Annotated in this window: 18 protein-coding genes; 6 read left to right on the top strand and 12 right to left on the bottom strand. The window is 63.3% G+C overall.

Translation table 11 applies throughout. From position 1 onward, the window contains the following. Positions 1–91 precede the first annotated feature (91 nt). Positions 92–895, top strand: a complete 804-nt coding sequence (locus ACFUOZ_RS13690; protein WP_144661904.1) for an isoprenyl transferase — start codon at positions 92–94, stop codon at positions 893–895. A gap of 238 nt (positions 896–1,133) precedes the next feature. Next, the gene (locus tag ACFUOZ_RS13685; RefSeq protein ID WP_377548987.1) at positions 1,134–2,528 is read left to right on the top strand and encodes a PhoH family protein; all 1,395 of its coding nucleotides are present in this window, start codon (positions 1,134–1,136) and stop codon (positions 2,526–2,528) included. A 127-nt stretch (positions 2,529–2,655) separates the two neighbouring features. On the opposite strand, the gene ACFUOZ_RS13680 is transcribed toward ACFUOZ_RS13685, so the two are convergent. Together ACFUOZ_RS13680 and ACFUOZ_RS13675 are read right to left on the bottom strand one after the other, a co-directional pair. Continuing rightward, complete coding sequence (locus ACFUOZ_RS13680; RefSeq protein ID WP_377548984.1) at positions 2,656–3,300, bottom strand: GNAT family N-acetyltransferase; 645 nt, start codon at positions 3,298–3,300, stop codon at positions 2,656–2,658. A 32-nt stretch (positions 3,301–3,332) separates the two neighbouring features. Then, positions 3,333–4,094, bottom strand: a complete 762-nt coding sequence (locus tag ACFUOZ_RS13675) for a hypothetical protein (protein WP_377548981.1) — start codon at positions 4,092–4,094, stop codon at positions 3,333–3,335. 61 nt (positions 4,095–4,155) lie between these two features. On the opposite strand from ACFUOZ_RS13675, the gene ACFUOZ_RS13670 reads away from it, so the two are divergent. Together ACFUOZ_RS13670 and ACFUOZ_RS13665 are read left to right on the top strand one after the other, a co-directional pair. Next, positions 4,156–4,707 carry a prepilin peptidase gene (locus ACFUOZ_RS13670; RefSeq protein WP_377548978.1) on the top strand — a complete coding sequence of 184 codons (552 nt, stop codon included), beginning with the start codon at positions 4,156–4,158 and terminating at the stop codon, positions 4,705–4,707. Between the two features lie 65 nt (positions 4,708–4,772). Next, on the top strand, positions 4,773–5,246 hold the full coding sequence (locus tag ACFUOZ_RS13665) for an NUDIX domain-containing protein (RefSeq protein ID WP_377548976.1): 474 nt from the start codon (positions 4,773–4,775) through the stop codon (positions 5,244–5,246). Positions 5,247–5,251: 5 nt separating this feature from the next. Here ACFUOZ_RS13665 and ACFUOZ_RS13660 read toward each other — a convergent pair whose 3' ends face one another. The 5 genes from ACFUOZ_RS13660 to ACFUOZ_RS13640 all read right to left on the bottom strand — a co-directional run bounded on the left by ACFUOZ_RS13660 (position 5,252) and on the right by ACFUOZ_RS13640 (position 10,560). After that, positions 5,252–6,847, bottom strand: coding sequence for an MDR family MFS transporter (locus tag ACFUOZ_RS13660; RefSeq protein ID WP_262277822.1), 1,596 nt, complete (start codon positions 6,845–6,847; stop codon positions 5,252–5,254). Then, complete coding sequence (locus ACFUOZ_RS13655; RefSeq protein WP_377548973.1) at positions 6,844–7,530, bottom strand: TetR/AcrR family transcriptional regulator; 687 nt, start codon at positions 7,528–7,530, stop codon at positions 6,844–6,846. Before ACFUOZ_RS13655 ends, ACFUOZ_RS13660 begins: the two co-directional genes overlap by 4 nt. 183 nt (positions 7,531–7,713) lie before the next feature. After that, positions 7,714–9,141: a class II fumarate hydratase gene (locus ACFUOZ_RS13650; RefSeq protein WP_144661912.1), complete on the bottom strand. Its 1,428-nt coding sequence runs from the start codon at positions 9,139–9,141 to the stop codon at positions 7,714–7,716. 87 nt (positions 9,142–9,228) lie between these two features. Further along, positions 9,229–9,843, bottom strand: coding sequence for a carbonic anhydrase (locus ACFUOZ_RS13645; RefSeq protein ID WP_144661913.1), 615 nt, complete (start codon positions 9,841–9,843; stop codon positions 9,229–9,231). 9 nt (positions 9,844–9,852) lie between these two features. Further along, positions 9,853–10,560 carry a DUF4245 domain-containing protein gene (locus tag ACFUOZ_RS13640; protein WP_377548970.1) on the bottom strand — a complete coding sequence of 236 codons (708 nt, stop codon included), beginning with the start codon at positions 10,558–10,560 and terminating at the stop codon, positions 9,853–9,855. A 201-nt stretch (positions 10,561–10,761) separates the two neighbouring features. Between ACFUOZ_RS13640 and glpX the strand changes: the two genes are divergently transcribed. Further along, a complete protein-coding gene (gene glpX, locus ACFUOZ_RS13635; protein WP_186313628.1) occupies positions 10,762–11,784 on the top strand; it encodes a class II fructose-bisphosphatase in 1,023 nt (340 codons plus the stop codon). Positions 11,785–12,226: 442 nt separating this feature from the next. On the opposite strand, the gene ACFUOZ_RS13630 is transcribed toward glpX, so the two are convergent. The 5 genes from ACFUOZ_RS13630 to ACFUOZ_RS13610 are packed head-to-tail and all read right to left on the bottom strand — an operon-like array spanning position 12,227 to position 17,865. Next, on the bottom strand, positions 12,227–13,162 hold the full coding sequence (locus ACFUOZ_RS13630; RefSeq protein WP_377548967.1) for a lipid II:glycine glycyltransferase FemX: 936 nt from the start codon (positions 13,160–13,162) through the stop codon (positions 12,227–12,229). 3 nt (positions 13,163–13,165) lie between these two features. Next, on the bottom strand, positions 13,166–14,416 hold the full coding sequence (gene manA, locus ACFUOZ_RS13625; RefSeq protein WP_377548964.1) for a mannose-6-phosphate isomerase, class I: 1,251 nt from the start codon (positions 14,414–14,416) through the stop codon (positions 13,166–13,168). Between the two features lie 40 nt (positions 14,417–14,456). After that, the gene (locus ACFUOZ_RS13620) at positions 14,457–16,106 is read right to left on the bottom strand and encodes an LCP family protein (RefSeq protein ID WP_377548961.1); all 1,650 of its coding nucleotides are present in this window, start codon (positions 16,104–16,106) and stop codon (positions 14,457–14,459) included. A gap of 11 nt (positions 16,107–16,117) precedes the next feature. Continuing rightward, positions 16,118–16,681 (bottom strand): 5-(carboxyamino)imidazole ribonucleotide mutase, encoded by a 564-nt coding sequence (gene purE / locus ACFUOZ_RS13615; RefSeq protein ID WP_377548958.1) that lies wholly within the window; start codon positions 16,679–16,681, stop codon positions 16,118–16,120. Next, complete coding sequence (locus tag ACFUOZ_RS13610; RefSeq protein ID WP_377548956.1) at positions 16,678–17,865, bottom strand: 5-(carboxyamino)imidazole ribonucleotide synthase; 1,188 nt, start codon at positions 17,863–17,865, stop codon at positions 16,678–16,680. Before ACFUOZ_RS13610 ends, purE begins: the two co-directional genes overlap by 4 nt. A 179-nt stretch (positions 17,866–18,044) precedes the next feature. On the opposite strand from ACFUOZ_RS13610, the gene ACFUOZ_RS13605 reads away from it, so the two are divergent. Beyond that, positions 18,045–18,611: a GtrA family protein gene (locus ACFUOZ_RS13605; protein ID WP_377548953.1), complete on the top strand. Its 567-nt coding sequence runs from the start codon at positions 18,045–18,047 to the stop codon at positions 18,609–18,611. The last annotated feature ends 25 nt before the right edge of the window (positions 18,612–18,636 follow it).

The following is an 18,636-nucleotide window of genomic DNA, read 5'->3' as shown; positions in this document are numbered from 1 at the left end:
ACGTTCCGGTAGGTTACTTGGGGGTAACAAGGGCGGAGCGGTTTTTGACTGTCCACTGCACCGGCTCGCCGCGTTGGGAAGGTAGCCTTGGATGTGCGTCGTCGTACAAGCAAGGAAGTCAGGTGAGTGTCCGGTGGAGCTGCCCGGTTTCCTCTATGGCTTCTACGAGCGCAAACTCCTGCGCTCCCTCCAGCAGGACCAGATCCCACGTCACATCGGTGTGATGGTGGACGGCAATCGCCGCTGGGCCCGCCAGTTCAATGCCCCGACCAGCCAGGGTCACCAAGCCGGAGCCGACAAAATCCACGAGTTCCTGGGATGGTGCCAGGAACTGGGCGTCAAGGTCGTCACGCTCTACATGCTCTCCACGGACAACATGAACCGTTCAGGTGAAGAGCTGGACCTGCTCATGGGCATCATCGCCAACACCATGGACCGCCTGGACGAGGACGAGGATGTCTCCGTTCATGCCATGGGTGCACCGGAACTGCTGCCGGACTACCTCGCCGAGCGACTGAACAAGCTGACGTCCCGAACGCCGGTCCATGAAAAGATCCACGTCAACGTCGCCGTCGGCTACGGCGGCCGCCGCGAAATCGTCGACGCCGTCAGGGAACTGCTGCACGACGCCGCCTCCAAGGGGCGGACCATGACAGAAGTTGCAGATGAACTTTCGGTGGACGACATCTCCAGGTTCCTGTACACGCGTGGGCAGCCAGACCCGGATCTGGTGATCCGCACGTCAGGTGAGCAGCGGCTCTCCGGCTTCCTGATGTGGCAAAGCGCCTACAGCGAGTTCTACTTCTGCGAAGCGCTGTGGCCTGCTTTCCGCAAGGTCGACTTCCTGCGTGCACTGAGGGATTATGCGGGTCGGCAGCGCCGCTTCGGAACCTAAGCTGCTGGCCGGTTCACCAAAAATTAACGAGCTCGACATGCGACTTGCCGACGACGGATTGCGGAAATGAATGTGTCCGGGATTACGTTAATCCCATCAGCAGGCAAAACCGCCCGCTGATCGGGGAGGCCAGTACATGGAGCGAAACATCGCACCAGTTACATGGGAGGCCACGCCCGGCCTTCCGGCCGAGCCGCTTCACCATTAGGCCGGGCGACCGCCCGGGGCTGGAGTCGATGTGGCTATTTCTGAGCAACTGCCCGCAATGGTTTCCGACGGGGAAAGTGCAGCTACCTCTCGCGCCAAGCGGGTCACACAACAAGCGCGGGCAACATCGTCCGCGACGGGCCGCAGCTATGTGATCGATACCTCCGTCCTGCTTTCCGATCCCCACGCACTGTTGCGGTTCGCCGAGCACGAAGTCATCGTTCCCATCGTCGTTATCAGCGAGCTCGAAGGAAAACGCCACGATCCCGAATTGGGCTATTTCGCCCGGAAAGCCTTGCGCCTCCTGGACGACCTCCGGATCGAACATGGGGGGCTGGACCGGGCCATTCCGCTGGGCACAGACGGCGGACTCCTCAGGGTGGAGATGAACCACATCTCCCCGGATGTCCTCCCGGCAGGTTTCCGCGGGGGAGACAACGACAGCCGGATCCTGGCCGTGGCCAAGAACCTGGCCAATGAGGGCCACAACGTCACGGTGGTCTCCAAGGACCTGCCCATGCGGGTCAAGGCCTCGGCCATGGGACTCCAGGCAGACGAGTACCGCAACGAACTCGTCAAGGACTCCGGCTGGACCGGAATGGCTGAGATCGAAGCCAAAGACGACGAAATCACCACGCTTTACGGGCACGAGCCTGTGTTCATCCCGGCGGCCGCGGAACTTCCCGTCAACACCGGACTGGTCCTTCTCTCCAACCGCGGCTCCGCTTTGGGCCGCGTGGGCGCTGACAAGCAGGTCCGCCTGGTCAAGGGCGACCGGGATGTCTTCGGCCTCCACGGCCGTTCGGCGGAGCAGCGGCTGGCCATCGACATGCTGATGGACCCTTCGGTGGGCATCGTGTCCATCGGCGGGCGGGCCGGTACCGGGAAGTCCGCACTTGCCCTCTGTGCGGGCCTGGAGGCTGTACTGGAGCGCCGTGAGCACCGCAAGGTGGTGGTCTTCCGGCCCCTCTACGCTGTGGGCGGCCAGGAACTCGGCTACCTGCCGGGATCCGAGTCCGAAAAGATGAATCCGTGGGCGCAGGCCGTGTTCGACACCCTCGGAGCCCTGGTCAGCCAGGAGGTCGTGGAAGAGGTCATGGACCGCGGCATGCTTGAGGTCCTGCCGCTGACCCACATTCGCGGGCGTTCCCTGCACGACGCTTTCGTGATCGTGGACGAGGCACAGTCGCTGGAGAAGAACGTCCTCCTGACCGTCATGAGCCGCATCGGGCAAAACTCCAAGATCGTCCTCACCCACGATGTCGCCCAGCGCGACAACCTCCGGGTGGGGCGGCATGACGGCGTGGCGGCAGTGGTGGAGACCCTCAAGGGACATCCGCTCTTCGGTCACATCACGTTGACCCGGTCCGAGCGCTCGCCGATCGCGGCCCTCGTGACGGAGCTTCTGGAGGGGGCCGAGATCTAGCCCCATCGACGCTTTGCCCACCTACGGCGAAGGCCAGACATCCTCTGCGTGCTAGCTCGTTCCTCGCTTTTGACGCACGCTGCCGGATGCCTGGCCTTCGCCTTGTCAGGCGCCCCGCCGGAAGTTGCTAGATGGCTATGTATTGGGAAAAGGCTTCGTGGCCTTGGACTTTGAGGGTCCAGTGCGGGCGTTTGAAGGTGGCGGGGGTGAGGCGGACTCTCTGGACGGTTTCCACCTTGTCACCCCAGCCGTCGCGGAAGATGCCGTTGGGTTCGTAGCCGAGGCTGGTGGAGACACCCAGGGATTGTTTGTTCCAGGCCGCCGCTTCGGACTCGGCCACTTCAGCGTGCAGATAGTCGAACGCAAAACTGACGACGGCGGCACGCATCTCCTTGCCGAAGCCCCGGCCCTGCGCGGACTGCTTGAGCCAGGAGCCGGTACTGACGGTCCTAAGGGTCTTGAAGTTCTTGGCTCCAAGGTCCTGGACACCCAGGAATTCGTCTTCGTGCCAGACTGCGAGAAGGAGGGTCCAGGACTCCTTGGTGAAATTCGCGCGGCACCGCCAATACCATTGGGCCATGTTCGGAGCCAGCTCGTCCGCCGACATCTCGGCCCAAGGCATGCTGAAGGGGCTCTTGCCGGGTTCGTGGATGCCGGACCGCGCCGCGTCAACCGCGGCGGGGATGTCGTCGTCGAGAATCGGACGGACAGTCAACCGCGGGGTGGTGAGGGTGAGTCCGAACGGGGGCCATATTTCTGCCAGCGATGTCATCGCCGTAGCCTAGCCCGAAAGGCAGCGCCCAGTCAGGCCGCGGGTCCTATGTCCCAGGGAATGTGGCGGCGGACGTCCGTCAGGTTCATTGATTCGGCCAGGAACAGGTCGTCCAGCATGTACTCGTCCACCCCAAGGATCTTCAGCCAATGGCCAACGCCGGACGTGTCACCGTCCAGGCCCTGGCTGGCTACGCATACCCCGGTGCCGGCGTCGATCCTGATCAGTGTCCTGCCGGGGTGGACCAGGGGTTGGGCGGGATCTGACGGAACATAGGTCCGGCTGGGGGTCACGATGGTTTCCAGGGCGGAGCGGCCTTCGTGGTCCACCTCGCGGGGCTCTTCGAAAAAGACGCGGTTGGTGTCGGGGAACTCGATGGGAACGGGCGCATTGCCTGCCAGTTCCACCGGATCCAAGGCCGCGGCGAGCCGCCCGTTGCCGAAGGAAGGTTCTCCATAGAGCGCCTCGGGACGACGTCGGACCAGCCCGGCGTCGTCGTAGACAGGGGTCACCAGGTGGGCGGGAAGCAGCCAGGAGCGGCGTGTGGCGCTGACGTACATGTCATCCCGGGAGTCGTTGATGCCCGTGGTGCTGTGAAGCAACTGCCCCTCGGCCGTCTCCAGGCGAAGGGCTCCGGGGCGACGAAGCCACGCCCGGACAATATCGGCGCCGGTTCCAGGCCGCTCAAGGTACTCAAACCTTAGAGTTGTCCATTTCCAGGGCGAAGAGCGGCACAAATTCCGGAATGTGGAGGACAAGTCAAAGCCCTTTACATCTGCACTGTAGCGCCCCATATCCACAGTTTACCCATGCGTTCAAGCGGGCTGGACGGACAAATCGGGATAGCATCCGAAGGTGATCCGTCGACTCTCAGAGCTATGGACAGCCAGTCCCGTGGGCTTCTGGCTACTGGCTGCTGCCTGCCTGTACTTCGTGGTGATGGCTGTCCGGCTCACCATCATCGACATTCGAAGCCACTTGCTGCCGAACCGGATCGTGCTTCCGTCGTACGGTGGGGCGGGCGTGCTGTTGCTGGCGGCAGCCATATCCGTGGCTGCCTCGGGGGCGGGAACGGGCAATGCGGCCTCTGCGGCGCTGTTCGGGGTGCCGGGACTGGCGGTAATAGCTGGGGGCGCGGTTCTGTGGTCCTTCTATTTCCTGCTGCGGTTCATCCATCCGCCCGGGATGGGCTTTGGCGATGTGAAGCTGGCCGGAGTGCTGGGGCTGTATCTCGGCTACCTCGGCTGGAGCCATGTCTTCGCGGGCACCTTCGCGGCGTTCCTCCTGGGCGGGCTGTGGAGCCTGGTAGTCCTGGCCGCGCGCCGGGGGACGCTGCGCTCGGCGATCCCGTTTGGTCCCTTCATGCTCGCCGGTGCAGCCGCTGCAATGGTGCTGCTGCCCGCATGAGGCTAGCCTGTCAGCAAGGCTGCAACAGCGGCACGATCGAGAATTCTTATAAGGAACGCTGACCCATGGGTGCACCTGATTTCGTGCTGAAACTGCGGGAGAAGATCGGACACGACCCCCTGTGGCTTCCGGCCGTCCGAGGCGTGGTCTTCGACGACGAAGGCAGGGTCCTGCTGGGCCAACGCGCCGACAACGGACACTGGGCCCTCATTACCGGAATGCTGGAACCGGGGGAGCATCCGGCACCGGGGTTGGTGCGCGAAATCTTCGAGGAAACGGCGGTGGTGGCAGAAACAGAGCGGATCGTCGGCGTCGGCGTCGTAGGCCCGGTGACCTTCCCGAACGGTGACGTCTGCGACTTCCTGGATATCATCTTCCGCTGCAGGTACGTCTCCGGAGACGCCAGGGTCAACGACGACGAATCCCTTGCGGTGGGCTGGTTCGCCCTGGACGATCTTCCCGAAATGAGTGCGGGAAACCTTGAAGCCATCCGGCTCGCCACGGAGCCCGAGGGCCCCGTGGCATACCAGACTGAGTAGCCAGCCTAGCGGCGGGCCGCTTCGAGTTCTTCGGCTTCGGCACCGCCGATGGCCTCACCGCGGGCCACCATTCCGGCGGTGTCGGAGAGCGGGATCTGCTTCAAAGTGATGGCCAGGATCAGCGCGATGGCGATGAACGGCACCAAATACCAGAACACCGGCGCAAGGGAGTCGGCGTAGGCGTTCACGATCGCGTCCCGCAGCTGCTCCGGGAGTTGTGCCAATGCCTGCGGGTCCAGGGTGCTGGTGGACTGTGACGCTTGCTCGGCCGATGCCCCTGCGCCGGTGAAGGCTTTGGTGAGCGACTCGGCCAGGCGGTTGGTGAAAATGGAGCCAAAGACGGCGACGCCCAGGGAGGCACCCACTTCGCGGAAGTAGTTGTTGGTGCTCGTTGCTGTGCCGATCTGGTCTGCCGGTACGGAGTTCTGCACCACCAACACGATCACCTGCATGATCAGGCCGAGCCCTGCACCGAAGATGAACAGCTGCACGCAGATCATCCAGATCGGCGTCTCCGCGGTCAAGGTGGTCAGCCAGAGCATGGCCAGGATGGTCAGGGCAGCGCCCATGATCGGGTACAGCTTGTACTTGCCCGTCTTGGAGATCCGGATACCGGAGAAGATCGAGGTGCCCATGAGCCCCACCATCATCGGGAGCATCAGCAGGCCTGACTCGGCGGCGGACGTCCCCGAGGACATCTGCAGGAACGTAGGCACGAACGCGATGGCTGCGAACATGCCCAGGCCCAGCGTGAAGCCGATGGCTGTGGCGTTGATGAAAATGGGATTCTTGAACAGGCTCAGCGGAATGATGGGGTCCTCGGCACGGCGCTCTGCCATGACAAAGGCGAAAGCGGCGAGGACCATGCCGGCGCCAAAGGCCCACGTGAGGGGAGAATCCCAGCCTTCGTCCTTTTTGCCGCCGAAGTCCGTGAAGAAGATGAGGCAGGTGGTGGCTGCGGAGAGGAAGATGACGCCCAGGATGTCGATCTTCTTTTCGGCCTTCTTGTTCGGCAGGGTCAGGGTGAACCACGCCGTGATGAATGCAGCGATGCCAATGGGGATGTTGATGTAGAACGCCCATTCCCACGTGAGGTGGTCAACGAAGAAGCCACCCAGCAGGGGACCGGCTACAGCCGAGAGGCCGAAGATGGCGCCCAGGGGGCCCATGTACTTGCCGCGCTCCTTGGCCGGAACAATGTCGGCGATGATGGCTTGCGAGAGGATCATGAGGCCACCGCCGCCCAGGCCCTGGATGGCACGGAAGATCACAAAGCCCCAGAAATCGGTGGCAAAAGCACAGCCGACGGATGCCAACGTAAAGAGTGCGATGGCCACGAGGAACAGGTTGCGCCGGCCAAGGATGTCGCCGAACTTGCCGTAGATGGGCATGACGATGGTGGTGGCCAGCAGGTAGGCCGTGGTGATCCAGGCCTGGTGTTCCACGCCGCCAAGCTTTCCGACGATGGTCGGCATTGCCGTGGAAACGATGGTTTGGTCGAGGCTGGACAGCAGCATGCCTGCGATCAGCGCCGAGAAGATGATCCAGATTCGTTTCTGGGTCAGCAGCAGGGGTTCTGCTGCCTTCGGGAGTGTACTCATGCGGGGTCCTTCGGGGTTTCAAGGGGGTTGTTGCCCAGTTGGTGGTTCGTGGCCAGCGGCTGGGCAAAGAGTTTCCGCGCGGCATTGAGGTTTTGTTCGAGGATCCCGCGGTAACTGCGTGTGTTGTCCTCTGAGAAGAACTGCTGGGCCGTCTTCTTCGAAACCGCCCCGAACAACACTGTTGCTGTCATGACTTCGGGGTGTTCGGGGTCCAGTCCTTCGCGGGCGGCCACCAGTGCGGCGAATTGCCGCTCCCGGGCCTCCCCTTCAACCGTGAGCCGTGCAAGAAGTTGAGGCTCGGCCGTAACGGCGGCAATGAACTGCTGGACTTCCGTGCGGCTGATGGAGGAACGCTCCATCAAAGTCACCGTAAGGACGTGCAGCGCTGCCAGGAGGGTGCCCGAGATGCTGCCGGGTGTGCGGGACGGGTTCTCGTTGAAGGCCTCCAGCACGTCCTCGGGAAGTTCATCCGAGAACGAACCGATCACGGCGTCTTCCTTGGTATGGAAGTAGTTGAAGAAGGTCCGGCGCGAGATCCCGGCCTCTTCGCAGACTTCCTCCACGGTGAAACCGTTCAGGCCGCGGGCAGCGGTAAAGGAACGCGCGACGGCGGTGATCGCCGTCCGCGTCGCCGCCCGCTTGCGCTCGCGGAGGCCGCCGTCGAAATTTGCACTATTAGTCACAGAGTAAAGTTTTGCACCATAGTCCCAAAAGTGCAAAATCACCGTGGAGTTTTCGTACAGCTAATGACCTTAAAGAGGCTTCTTAAGGGCGTTAGGTGTACAAAAACTCCGGGTACGACGACGGCCGGCACCTTCCGCGTGGGAGGTACCGGCCGTCGTCGTGCTTTGGCGGTTAATCCAGTGCTAGGCCTTGTGGGCCGGGGACGTCATGGTGGTGACGTCGAGGGCCTTGTCGAGGTCGGCCTCGGAAACCTTGCCTTCGCCTTCACCGACGAAGCCGAGCTTCTCGGTGGCCTGGCGGATGGTCAGGCCTTCCTTGACGGCGATCTTGGCGATCTTGGCAGCGTTCTCGTAGCCGATGTACTTGTTCAGCGGGGTCACGATGGACGGGGAAGCCTCGGCCAGGAAGCGGGCACGCTCAACGTTCGCGGTGATGCCGTCGATCATCTTGTCGGCCATGACGCGGCTGGTGTTGGCCAGCAGGCGGATGGACTCGAGCAGGTTGGCGGCCATGACGGGGATGCCGACGTTGAGCTCGAAGGCGCCGTTGGTGCCGGACCAGGCGATGGCGGTGTCGTTGCCGATGACCTGGGCGCAGACCATGATGGACGCTTCGCAGATGACCGGGTTGACCTTGCCGGGCATGATCGAGGAGCCCGGCTGCAGGTCGGGGATGGCGATTTCGCCGAGGCCGGTGTTGGGGCCGGAACCCATCCAGCGGAGGTCGTTGTTGATCTTCATGAAGGAGATCGCGATGTTGCGCAGCTGGCTGGAGCCTTCGATGAGGCCGTCGCGGTTGGCCTGGGCCTCGAAGTGGTCGCGGGCTTCGGTCAGCGGAAGGCCGGTGTCGGCTGCGAGAAGTTCGATGACGCGCTCCGGGAAGCCGGCCGGGGTGTTGATGCCGGTACCGACGGCGGTGCCACCAAGGGGAACTTCGGCAACGCGGGGGAGGGCTGCGTTGATGCGCTCAATGCCGTAGCGCACCTGTGCTGCGTAGCCGCCGAATTCCTGGCCGAGGGTGACCGGCGTGGCATCCATGAGGTGCGTACGGCCGGACTTGACGACGTCCTTGAACTCCACGGCCTTGCGGTCCAATGAAGCTGCCAGGTACTCAAGGGCCGGGATCAGGTCGTTGATCAGGGCCGAGGTGGCGGCAACGTGGACGGACGTCGGGAAGACGTCGTTGGAGGACTGCGAAGCGTTGACGTGGTCGTTGGGGTGGACCACCTTGTCGCTGCCGGCAGCGGAGAGGGCGCGGGAAGCCAACTCGGCGATGACCTCGTTGGTGTTCATGTTGGAGGACGTGCCCGAGCCGGTCTGGAAGACGTCAATCGGGAAGTCGCCGTCGTACTTGCCGGTTGCAACCTCATCGGCTGCTGCGGCGATGGCCTCGGCGAGCTCGCCATCGAGCACCCCCAGCTCAGCGTTCGCCAATGCGGCTGCCTTCTTCACCCGGGCAAGGGCTTCAATGTGGGTGCGCTCAAGCGTCTTGCCGGAGATGGGGAAGTTCTCCACAGCACGCTGCGTCTGGGCGCGGTACAGGGCGTTCACGGGGACGCGAACTTCGCCCATCGTGTCATGTTCAATACGGAACTCAGTGGTGGAAGTCATGGGGCTAGCTTATGGCGATTGGGCGCCGCACAGAAAACCCGCAGGGGAGTGCTACGTGCCCCGGCCAGGTGGCCGGGGCACGGCTTCCTAGAGCTCGCCGATCGCGGAAACAAGGGCAGCTTGGCCCTCGCCGAGTTTGTAGGAGAGACCGATGACAGCCACGCGGCCATCCTCAATGGCGTCGGAAATCACACGTGAGCTGTCTGCAAGCCGTTCTGCAGTTTGCTTGACGTGTTCCACCACCATGTCGTTGACGTCCTCCTGACCGTTGCGCTTGGCGGTGAGGACCGAAGGGGTGATGCGCTCGACCAGGTCGCGGATGAAGCCCGGCGGCATTTCGCCGGTTTCCACTGCGCCCTTGGTGGCAGTCACGGCGCCGCAGCTGTCGTGGCCCAGGATGGCGATCAGGGGAACCTTGAGTTCGCTGATGCTGTACTCGAGCGAACCCAGGACGGCGTCATCGATCACCTGACCGGCCGTGCGCACCACGAAGGCATCGCCCAGACCGAGGTCGAAGATGATCTCTGCGGCCAGGCGTGAATCCGCGCAGCCGAAGATCACGGCGAAGGGGTTCTGGCCCTCGAGCAGGGACGAGCGGCGGGAGGCATCCTGGTTTGGATGCCGGGATTCGCCGGAAACAAATCGTTCATTGCCCTCGCGGAGGCGTTGCCAGGCCAGGGCTGGAGTCAGTTTAGTAGGCACCTTATTACTTTACGGTGCAGGCGTTGCTGGCTGTGAAACTGTTGCGCTGCTTTGAGCCGATGGTGACGCGGCCGCTGTGGCCTTGTCAGCGGACTTCACGACGGCGGCGGCCAGCGTCGCGAATTCCTCAAGACTTGCCGTGCCGCTCAGGATGATGGTGGTGCCCTTGTACTCAAGGACCATGCTGCGCTTTTCCTTGCCGGAGTCGCGCAGTTCCCAATCCTGCCCGCCGGCATTGCGGGTACCGGTCACCGGGAGGTTGCCGGTCTGTTGCAGGGTCCAGGTGGGATTGGCTTTATTGGTCTGGGTGAGTCCAATGAAGCCTTCCTTGGGAGTGAGGAAACCAACCTCCCAGGTGGGGACGCCCGTTCCGCTTCCCGACTCCCAGCGGGCGTAGTTCGGGTGGAATGTGTCGCCGGTATCCGGCGTCACGGGTGTGAATCCCGCCACACCTTCGGCGTTTTTGGCGATGGAGGCCACGTCGATGGCTGGCCGGAAGCCCTCGCCCTTGGGTGCGGGATTCATCAATACGATGGGAAGGAAAGCCAGTACGCAGACCAGAAGGGCGATGACCATGCCAATGACGGAGGCGTTGGCCCGTTTGGCAGCTTTCGCCGCGATCACGGGCTTGAAGGGGGCTTCCTGGGCGTTGATGGGGTCAGCCACAGCAGCTTCCGGTTGCTGACCGGTGGCGGGCTTGTCCTGCGTTTCACTCACCCCTCAATGATCCCTTATCGGGGCGGGGAACACACATCGGGCAATCTCACCAACGGTATTGCGGCCGGTGGTCATTCAACCACCCTCAGTGGACGTGGCGACTATGATCGTTGGTAGAGGAACCCCGGGTTGCCTTTGTGCAACCTTGTCCGGTCCCGTGAATCGTCACTCGAAGAAGAGGTTCAAGTGTCTCCTGCACCAATGACCCAGCAGTATTCCACGATTTCGCCGTCGCTCGCCGTCGGCATCGACGAACCCGACCGCAACCTTGCGCTTGAACTCGTCCGAGTCACCGAGGCCGCGGCTATTGCCGGTGGCCACTGGGTTGGTTTCGGCGACAAGAACAAAGCAGACGGCGCCGCCGTCGACGCCATGCGTTCGTTCCTTCACACCGTCCACTTCAATGGCGTCGTGGTGATTGGTGAAGGCGAAAAGGACGAAGCCCCCATGCTGTTCAACGGCGAACAGGTTGGCGACGGCACTGGTCCCGAGTGTGACGTTGCAGTCGACCCCATCGATGGAACCCGCCTCACCGCGCTGGGCATCAACAACGCCCTGGCTGTGCTGGCAGTAGCCGAGCGTGGCTCCATGTTCGACCCCTCGGCTGTCTTCTACATGGAGAAGCTCGTCACGGGGCCCGAAGCTGCCGACATGGTGGACCTTCGCCTGCCCGTCAAGCAGAACCTGCACCTGATCGCCAAAGCCAAGGGCGTCAAGGTCAACCAGCTCAACGTCATGATCCTTGACCGTGACCGCCACCGTCCGCTGGTCGAAGAGATTCGCGAAGCAGGTGCGCGCACCAAGTTCATCATGGACGGCGACGTCGCAGGCGCCATCGCCGCGGCACGATCGGGCACCGGCGTCGACGCCCTTATGGGCATCGGCGGTACGCCTGAAGGCATCGTTGCAGCGTGCGCCATCAAGTCCCTTGGTGGCGTCATCCAGGGCCGCCTCTGGCCGACGTCGGACGAAGAGAAGCAGAAGGCGATCGACGCCGGACACGACCTCGACCGCGTCCTGTCCACCAACGACCTCGTTACCTCGGACAACTGCTACTTCGCGGCCACCGGCATCACCGACGGCGACCTCTTGCGCGGCGTTCGCTACCAGAAGGACCGCGTCCTGACGCAGTCCATCGTGATGCGCTCGAAGTCGGGCACGGTGCGTTTCGTCGATGCTGAGCACCACGCATCCAAGTGGGAGACGTACGCGCGCAAGGCCTAAACACCTACGTACCAACTGAAGGACGGCGGGCATCGCTCGGCGGCTATCTCCTCGTACCTCGTCGATTTGATGCCGCTTTCGCGATACCCGCCGTCCTTCTTTGTGCCCGCCCGGTTTCGGCTTCGCGCGTTTTTGGGTGGGGCGGGGCCGATGGAGTGTGCCGCCGCCACCTACTTTGCCGCCGTGGGCAGCCCGACACGCCGCCATCAGCAGTGTGTCCCCTCCTGAGCGGGCACAAAGTGGGTCGCAGCGGCACATACCGACGGCGGCACTTGGGTGGGGGCCCGACGTCGAGCCTTCCGCGGGCGGCGCCTGGGCGTACCGTCGCCACCTACTTTGCCGCCTTGGGCCGCCCGACACTCCGTAAGCACCGGCGTGTCCCGTCCCGAGAGCCTGCAAAGTGGGTCGCAGAGGCACGCCGCGACACCAAATACCGAGCGCTCTAGCGGAGCTTGTCGCGGACCTTCCGGGCCAGCTGGTAGGCACCGTAGCGGAGTTTGTTGACCGGGAGGTCCCAGGTGCCGGGGTAGGAGACTTCGCGGCCCCCGAAGGACTTCTTGAAGGCGGTGAAGCCGGCCCACTTGTGATCGGGCTGGTCCTCAGGTGCCACGCCCCAGAGGTCCACGTGCCTGAGGCCCTTCTCCTTGGCATCAGCCATAAGCGTGACCAGGAGCGGGATACCGGCACTGAGCTTGCGGTGCGTGTCATCCAGTGCTGCATGGGCGTAGACACGCGTGTCTGCCGAGTCGTAGGCGAATGCGGCCGCGATGGGCTCACCCTCCAGCTCGGCAATGAACAGGGTTCCGGCACCGGAGGGCAACAACGACGCCGCCACCTGGGTCAGGTACTCGTCGCTTTGCGGCTTGAAGCCATTGCGCGCAGCCGTCAGATGGAGGAAGTGCAGCAGGATCGAGATGTCCGACGGGTCCTGGGAGGCCCGGAACGTCACGCCCTTTTTGTGGATGTTCCGGTACAGGTTGCGGTTGGTCGGCTTCATGCCGGCCAGTACATCCTTGAAATCCCCCTCCAGGTCCACCACCCAGCTGAGCTCCGGCTGCTGGTTGACCGGCGCGGGCCGCAGGCCGCGGGCGCGAAGGAGGGGACCGGCGTCGTCCGCAGTGAATCCTGCCGCAGCTGGTTCCATGCGGACGAACACTGCGTGCTCCGCCTTGGCCAAAGCCACCAGGGCTGCCGTGGCGGCGTCGAAGGCCTCAACGGAATCTGCCACCGGCCCGTAGGGGGCGTAGATGACTTTGCCGGCCGGGTTCTTTTCCTCGATGGCGAGGAAGCTCCAGCCCGGGCCTGATTGTTCGTGCACGCGGCGCCCCAGGGAACGCTGGACTGCCGCCCAAGCGGGCGTTTGAAGAAAAAATTCCATGCGTTAGTTCCCCAAGCCCGTGGTCACGGCAAAGGCGATGCTGGTGTCGGTGGCGCCCTGAACGGGGTGGACGTTGACCGGAGCCTCGATCTCGGGGATGAAAGCGGCAGCGCCGCGGCCAAGCTGGAGATCGCTCTTGGGCGAGTCGAGCAGCACCGAACCGGAAACAACCACGACGACGGCGGGTCCTGTCTGCGCCAACGGCACCGGGGCTCCGTCAGGGGCGAGTTCGATGCGCTGGAGCTGGAACTCCTTGAAGGGCGGACGGTACAGTTCCTGTCCGAATTCGGTCCCGCTGGCTTCCACGCGCGGAACGCCGAGGGCTTCGAAACGGACGGTTTTCAACAGCTCCGGAACGTCCACATGCTTGGGCGTGAGGCCGCCGCGGAGGACATTGTCCGAGGACGCCATGACCTCGACACCCAACCCGTGGAGGTAGGCATGGACGTTGCCCGCCGGCAGGTAGACAACCTCCCCGGGTTCCAGCGAAAGGTGGTTCAGGAGCAGGGAGATGAGGACGCCGGGGTCGCCGGGGAAGGCTTCGTTGATGTCGAGCATCGCCGTCAACGCCTGACGGTGGGGTTCCAGGGGCGCTCCTGCTGCCAGGACGGCGACGACCTCGTGGATGGCATCGGAGACCTCGCTGCCGCCCTGGATCAGGCGGCTGAAGGCGGCCTTCAGTGCCGCCGTCGGGTCGGCCTGGGCGAGGTCGGAGGCGACGTCGGTGATCACCTGCGGAACGTCGACGGCGGCGGAGTCCAGGACGTGGGCCAGGTGCTCGAAGATGGCACGGGAATCAGCAGGGGGGCGGAAGCCGCACAGCGCCTTAAACGGTGTGAGGGCGAAAATCATCTCCGGCTTATGGTTGTCATCGCGGTAATTGCGATCCGCGGCGTCCGGGGCGACTCCCGCGGCATTCTCGCGTGCAAATCCTTCCCGTGCCTGCTCCAGGCTTGGGTGGACCTGGAGGGACAGCGGTTGTTCTGCCGCCAGGAGCTTGGTGAGGAACGGCAGGCGGGGACCGAACTCGGCGAGGCTTTCCGAACCAAGGTTGCGCTGGGGGTCGGATGCGATGAGGGCGTCGAGGGGCTGGGTGACGCCGTTGGGGTGAATGGCGGTGGAGGGGGAGTCCGGGTGGGCCCCTATCCACATTTCGGCTTCAGGACCGCCTGACGCCGGCCGTCCCAGCAGCCCGGCGATCGCCGTCGTCGAACCCCACGCGTAGGGTCGCAAAACATTCTCAATCTGGTACACGAAAGAAAGTCCTTATCGTTGCGCTGAACGTGGGTGGAACTTACAGGGGTGCGCACTGGCCATTGGTGGCCACGAGGTCGCGGATGCCCTGCTCGTCGCCTTGGGCCTTAAGGCCGTTCAACAACTCTATGGTGATCGGCGTGCCGTCCGGGGTGGTGGTCACGGGGGTGAAATCCGCCGACGGCGAAGGCAGCTGGCTTGCGGGTGCCAGGGCGCTGACAGCTCCGGCAGCCACTAACGGGCCGGCAGCTGCGGCTCCCGCGGCAGCACCGCGTCCGCCGGAAGGCACGACGGCGTCACTCGCCTTGGGGCTGTTGCTGGAGGAGGCCAGCACTTCCTGGACCTTTGAATGGATCAGATCAAAGTCAGGGACCGTGGAGAAGGAAGCATCGAAATCCGGTGGCCCGATGGTGAGGCGTTTGACGGGCTGATTCTTGGACTTCAGAGCAAGGTCAACGAAGCTGCCCAGCTGGTTGGACGAAATGTTGGAATCCACTACTTTGGTTCCGGCGTTGGCGATGTCCTCGAACTTGGTCAGGAGGGTGGCAGGGTCCAGCTGCTTGAGCATGGCCTGCTGAACGCACTGCTGGCGCGCAATGCGGGCGTAGTCGTCCACGAATTCGCGGGAGCGGCCATACCAAAGTGCGTGGAAGCCATCCAGATGCTGGTCCCCGGCAGGGATCCAGCCGTCCGGCATACCGTGGATTCCATTGGCTTCATCTGTGACCGGGCCACTGATCGGTACCCAGCCGCCGGCCTTGATGCGGATGCCGCCCATGGCGTCGATGAGTTTGGCGAAGCCATCCATGTCCACCAGGACGTACGCCTGGACAGTGATGCCGAGCGTACCGGAGACAGCCTCCAGGGTTGCTTGGGCACCGGGGTCCTGGACGCCCGGGTAGAGGTCCTTGTACTTGTTGGTGACCTCGGTGTTGACGGCATTGATGAGGCATTCGTCGCCGCAGTTGTAGCCGTCCGGGTAAATCTTCCGCATGGGCGATTCCTCGCTGAACTGTGCGTTCTGGAGGTTGCGGGGAACCGAGATGATCGCGCTCTCGCCCGTTTTCGCGTCGACGCTGATGACGGAGAGGCTGTCGGGACGGCGACCGGTGCGGTCATCCCCGGCGTCGCCGCCCATCATCAGGAAGTTGTAGCGCCCGTCCACGGGGTCGATCGCGGGACCGGCTTCGAAGATGCTGCCGATCGCGTTACGGCTCACGTTCAGCACGTAGGCGATGTATCCCAGCGATCCGCTGGCGAGAACGGTGGCAATTGCCACCACTACGGCGATGATGGGCCGCATTCCGGGAGCCAGAAGCGTTGGCCTGATGATCCGCAGGGTGTTGAGGAACAGGTACGCCCAGCCAAGGGCGAGGGCAACCAGAACGACAATGATGAACAGCGACCCCACAGGATGGGTCACAATGCCCAGCAGCAGTGTTCTGTTCGCCACGGCAATGATTATGGTCAGCAGCGCCAGGGCCCACACAGTGAGCGTCACGCGCAGGGCCAGGCGGCCAAGCTTACGGTCGCCTGCGACGATCTGGGCGCTGCCGGGAACAAAGAGGGTGAGGAGGACCAGCACGAAAGCGCGTTTGGTCCGCACCGGTGCACTGGCACCGGATGGGTAGCGGACGGGATCAGTCAGGGCGGAACCAGGCTGATTCGGGTTCTTGTGCATGGTAGTCATCCGCTGCCTTCCTAGCGGGTGCTCCGGGCTGAAGCGTTGGCCGGGGAGAAGACTTCCTCCACTTTGCGGCGAAGGTTCTCGCCCTTCTTGCTGGCCACGTCGTTGAGCTCCTGGGCGAAATCGAGAAGATCGCCCCTGAGTTTTGCGGCCAATTCGTCAGTGCCGGATGCGAGCATGCGTACGGCCAGGAGCCCGGCGTTGCGGGCACCTGCGATGGACACGGTGGCTACCGGAACGCCGGCCGGCATCTGCACGATCGACAGCAGGGAGTCCATCCCGTCCAGTGTTTTGAGCGGAACGGGAACACCGATGACGGGAAGCGGCGTCACGGATGCCAGCATGCCCGGGAGGTGGGCAGCGCCGCCGGCACCGGCAATGATGACGCGAAGGCCGCGCTCATGGGCGGTCTGTCCGTAGCTGATCATTTCGGTGGGCATGCGGTGGGCGGAGACCACGTCTGCTTCGAAAGGGATGCCGAACTCGGCCAGGGCGTCCGCGGCCGCCTCCATGACGGGCCAGTCGGAATCCGAGCCCATGACGAGTCCTACCAGCGGAGCTTGCGGTGTGGTCGTCATACGGTCTCCTCGAGTGGGGTCTGTTCGGGCGTGCGGCCATTACGGATGATGTTGGCCACCGTGGTGGCGCGCTCACGCACGGAGTCGACGTCGGCGACGGAGGTGCCGACGAGATTGACGTGACCGATCTTTCGGCCCGGGCGTACGGATTTGCCGTACGAATGCACCTTGGCGGCAGGCTCGTACGCCAGAGCCATGGGGAAGGCCTTGAAAAGATCCTGGTTTTCCCCACCAAGGAAGTTCTTCATGACAACTACCGGTGCCAGTGCGTCGGTGGCCCCCAGCGGCAGGTCCAGCACGGCACGCAGGTGCTGTTCGAACTGGCTGGTGATGGAACCATCCTGGGTCCAGTGGCCGGTGTTGTGCGGACGCATGGCCAATTCATTAATCAGGAATCCCGCACCGACGCCCGGGGTTTCGAACAGCTCGGCAGCCATGACGCCCGTAACACCGAGTTCGTTGGCGATGCGGAGCGCGGCTTCCTCGGCGGCTGCGGCCACTTCCACAGGGATGTTCTGGGCCGGAGCGATGACTTCGTCACAGACACCATCCACCTGGATAGTGTGGACAACAGGCCAAGCACGGGATTCGCCGCTGGGGGTGCGTGCCACCAGGGCGGAGAGTTCCCGGCTGAACTCCACCTTTGCTTCGGCCAAGAGGGGACTCATGGCCTGGAACCAGTCGGCGGTTTCCAAAGCATCGGATGCGGAGTCGACGATCCTGACGCCCTTGCCGTCGTAACCGCCGCGTGGCGTTTTCAGTACGACGGGCCAGCCGATCCTGTCGCCGAAGGCCACCAGTTCATCTACGGTGTGCACGGCGGACCATTCGGGGTTGGGCAGGCCAAGGCGGTCGATAGCTGCGCGCATTACGAGCTTGTCCTGGGCGTTGACCAGCGCGTCAGGTCCGGGTTGGACATTGACGCCTGCATCCAGCAGAGCCCTCAGGTGCCCTGTGGGGACGTGCTCGTGATCGAACGTCAGTACGTCCAGGCCTTTTGAGAACTCAAGGAGGGCGTTGAGGTCCTTGTAGTCGCCAATGGGAGCCGTAGCCACGGCGGCAACCGCCGAAACGTCCTCGCCTTCGGCCAAAACACGGAGTTCGAAGCCCAGTGCGGTAGCGGGCGGAGCCATCATTCGTGCGAGTTGGCCGCCGCCAACAACGCCAATTACTGGAAAAGTCACAAGGTTCAGCCTACCGAACCGGCAGGGGGATCACTGATTCTGCTGCCCTTTTGGCGCCATTTATCGTCAGTTCAGGCCACCGTATAGGTGTTCTCACAGCGTACTCCCGGGCAGCGCATGGAAATCGGCGCTAAAATGGTCGAGGCCCATCGGCCCACTTTCAACGGCCATGGAGGGTCATGATCACCACACTTGCAGATCGCATCCGCGGACTTGCTTCGCTTTTCTGGCGCGAAGTGGCCAAGTTCGGCGCTGTGGGTGGTGTTGCGTTCGTTATCGACAACGGCCTCACGTACTACCTGATGCACGGCCCGATGACGGACAGCCCGTCCAAAGCGCGTTTTGTTGGTGCCGTGGTGGCAACTATCTTCTCCTGGATCGCCAACAGGTTCTGGACTTTCCGGCATCGCAGGCAGGACAACGTTCTGCGCGAGTTCGTGATGTTCGTCATCATCAACGGAATCGGAATCGGGATCTCCACCGGTTTCACGTTCATCGCCAACTATTGGTTGAACATCACGGACAAGAACCTGCTCTTCGCCGCCGGTGTAGTTGGCATTCTGGTAGCGACAGTAGTCCGGTTCTTTGCCTACCGCTTCCTGGTCTTCAACAAGGAACTCGACCAGGAACCGGAATTTTCGCACGACCACGAACTTCTGGATATCCACCCCAAGGCCAAAGCCGGCGCCGAAGCAGGAGCGGGAAATCCGGCAACCGGCGAGCTTCCCTCCAGCAAGAAGCCCTGACGCCCAGTAAACCCGAGCCGCTGAT

Origin of the sequence: Paenarthrobacter sp. NPDC057355, from assembly GCF_042667405.1 — a bacterium.
Lineage (GTDB): Bacteria > Actinomycetota > Actinomycetes > Actinomycetales > Micrococcaceae > Arthrobacter.
The sequence above is the reverse complement of the archived record's forward strand: the minus strand, read 5'-3'. Positions and strand labels throughout refer to the sequence as shown.

Excerpts from the sequence above, each read along its gene's own strand:
- ACFUOZ_RS13665 (WP_377548976.1), top strand. The coding sequence starts at position 4,773 with ATGGGTGCACCTGATTTCGTGCTGAAACTGCGGGAGAAGATCGGACAC.
- glpX (WP_186313628.1), top strand. The coding sequence starts at position 10,762 with ATGACCCAGCAGTATTCCACGATTTCGCCGTCGCTCGCCGTCGGCATC.
- ACFUOZ_RS13620 (WP_377548961.1), bottom strand. The coding sequence starts at position 16,106 with ATGACTACCATGCACAAGAACCCGAATCAGCCTGGTTCCGCCCTGACT.
- ACFUOZ_RS13660 (WP_262277822.1), bottom strand. The coding sequence starts at position 6,847 with ATGAGTACACTCCCGAAGGCAGCAGAACCCCTGCTGCTGACCCAGAAA.
- purE (WP_377548958.1), bottom strand. The coding sequence starts at position 16,681 with ATGACGACCACACCGCAAGCTCCGCTGGTAGGACTCGTCATGGGCTCG.
- ACFUOZ_RS13650 (WP_144661912.1), bottom strand. The coding sequence starts at position 9,141 with ATGACTTCCACCACTGAGTTCCGTATTGAACATGACACGATGGGCGAA.
- ACFUOZ_RS13605 (WP_377548953.1), top strand. The coding sequence starts at position 18,045 with ATGATCACCACACTTGCAGATCGCATCCGCGGACTTGCTTCGCTTTTC.
- ACFUOZ_RS13690 (WP_144661904.1), top strand. The coding sequence starts at position 92 with ATGTGCGTCGTCGTACAAGCAAGGAAGTCAGGTGAGTGTCCGGTGGAG.
- ACFUOZ_RS13680 (WP_377548984.1), bottom strand. The coding sequence starts at position 3,300 with ATGACATCGCTGGCAGAAATATGGCCCCCGTTCGGACTCACCCTCACC.
- ACFUOZ_RS13675 (WP_377548981.1), bottom strand. The coding sequence starts at position 4,094 with ATGGGGCGCTACAGTGCAGATGTAAAGGGCTTTGACTTGTCCTCCACA.
- ACFUOZ_RS13630 (WP_377548967.1), bottom strand. The coding sequence starts at position 13,162 with ATGGAATTTTTTCTTCAAACGCCCGCTTGGGCGGCAGTCCAGCGTTCC.